Here is a 1,863-nt window from a genome sequence, read left to right on the forward strand (position 1 = left end):
GTCTCCTGACGGCTATCCTGACTGGTGTCATGACCGTTTTTGTCTTAATCGCAGAGCTGCTGATCGGTCTCTTTCTGCAGCCCAGCGGCCGGATTTCCAGTCTGATTTATCTGCTGCTGATTGGCGGCATCGGTGTAGCCATTTACGGCGGCTTCTCCCTGCGGGTCCGGCTCATGGACCGTTTTATCGGATCGAAAGCAGCCAGTCTGCGCCGCAGATTTCATATTCATTAAAAAGCCCTAGGGCTTTTTAATTTGCTCTTTTTGTCGTGAAAGCCTCTGCCATTCGTCCGGTATTCCTGCAGGGAAATGTTAGATGAACGGGAAAGCAGTTTTTTGCAGGGCACAGCTGCCTTCATGACCAGCGTTTCTTTGAGAATTCGCATGCAGTCATAGTTTCAAACTATACCTAGCTCTTGAAAAGAAAAAAGCGCAGGCCTTTCTGAAGATGATACAATAGAGAAGTGAACATACATCTGAGGAAACAGCATACCTCACTATTTTAATGGAGGACATGATGAGCAAGGAATTGAAGTTGGATACCATTTTAGCCCAAGCAGGAATCAAGACAGATGAAGCTACCGGTGCATTGACAGCGCCGCTGCATTTTTCAACGACTTACCAGCATCCGGAGTTTGGCCAGTCGACCGGCTACGACTATACGCGGACTAAAAATCCAACCCGGGCCAGTCTGGAACAGACTCTGGCAGCTATTGAGAGTGCGGATTATGCTCTGGCGACCAGCTCAGGCATGTCGGCCATCGTCCTTGCTTTCAGCGTTTTTCCGGTCGGCAGTCAGGTCTTGGCGGTACGCGATCTCTACGGCGGCTCTTTCCGCTGGTTCAATCAGGCGGAGCAGGAAGGGCGTTTCCATTTCACCTATGCCAATACGGAGGCAGAGCTTTTGGCAGCTCTGACAGAGGATATAGATATTGTCTATATCGAGACACCGACCAATCCTCTGATGGTGGAGTTTGACATTGCCCGCATTTCTCAGGCGGCTCATGAAAAGGGAGCCAAGGTCTTGGTAGACAATACCTTCTACAGCCCGATTTACCAACGGCCGCTGGAGGAGGGGGCTGACTTGGTCCTTCATTCAGCGACCAAATATCTGGGCGGGCACAACGACGTCTTGGCTGGAGCCATCATGACCAGTGATGCTGCCCTCTACGAGAAACTTTTCTACAATCTCAATACAACAGGTCCAGTCCTGTCGCCCTTTGACAGCTACCTGCTCTTGCGCGGTCTCAAGACGCTGGCGCTCCGCATGGAGCGTTCCACTCAGAATGCCAGAGAAGTCGCAGCATTTCTGAAAGATTCGCCGGCTGTTAAGGAAGTCCTCTATCCCGGAAAGGGCGGCATGATTTCCTTTAAAATCGCAGATGAAGGAAAGATTCCGCAGCTGCTGAACAGTCTTAAGGTCTTTACCTTTGCAGAAAGTCTGGGCGGAGTGGAAAGTCTGATTACCTATCCGACGACTCAGACCCATGCCGATATTCCGGCAGAGGTCCGCCATTCCTATGGTTTGACCGATGATTTGCTGCGTCTGTCGATTGGGATTGAGGACAGCAGGGATTTAGTGGCTGATCTGCAGTCAGCTTTGGAGGCCTGAAATGGGAAGATATAACTTTGAAACGGCTCCCAACCGGTTGGGGCAGCATACTTATAAGTGGAAAGAAGCAGAGGAAGATCCGGAGGTTTTGGCGGCCTGGATTGCCGATATGGACTTTGAGGTTCTGCCGGAAATCCAGCAGACCGTGCATGACTATGCCGAGCAATTGGTCTATGGCTATACCTACGCCAGTGAGGAGCTCATTCAGTCGGTTCTGGACTGGGAGCGAGAGGAGCATGGCTATAGTTTTGA

1 protein-coding gene and 2 pseudogenes are annotated in these 1,863 nt (G+C 50.9%); all 3 read left to right on the forward strand.

Going from position 1 to position 1,863, the window contains the following annotated elements:
- Positions 1-233, forward strand: a pseudogene (locus tag STRDD11_RS04090) (polysaccharide biosynthesis protein); the annotation flags it as partial.
- 283 nt (positions 234-516) lie between these two features.
- The gene (locus STRDD11_RS04095) at positions 517-1,611 is read left to right on the forward strand and encodes a cystathionine gamma-synthase (protein ID WP_128835671.1); all 1,095 of its coding nucleotides are present in this window, start codon (positions 517-519) and stop codon (positions 1,609-1,611) included.
- A 1-nt stretch (position 1,612) separates the two neighbouring features.
- Positions 1,613-1,863, forward strand: a pseudogene (locus STRDD11_RS04100) (cysteine desulfurase); the annotation flags it as partial.

It is taken from the genome of Streptococcus sp. DD11 (assembly GCF_001578865.1).
Lineage (GTDB): Bacteria > Bacillota > Bacilli > Lactobacillales > Streptococcaceae > Streptococcus > Streptococcus panodentis.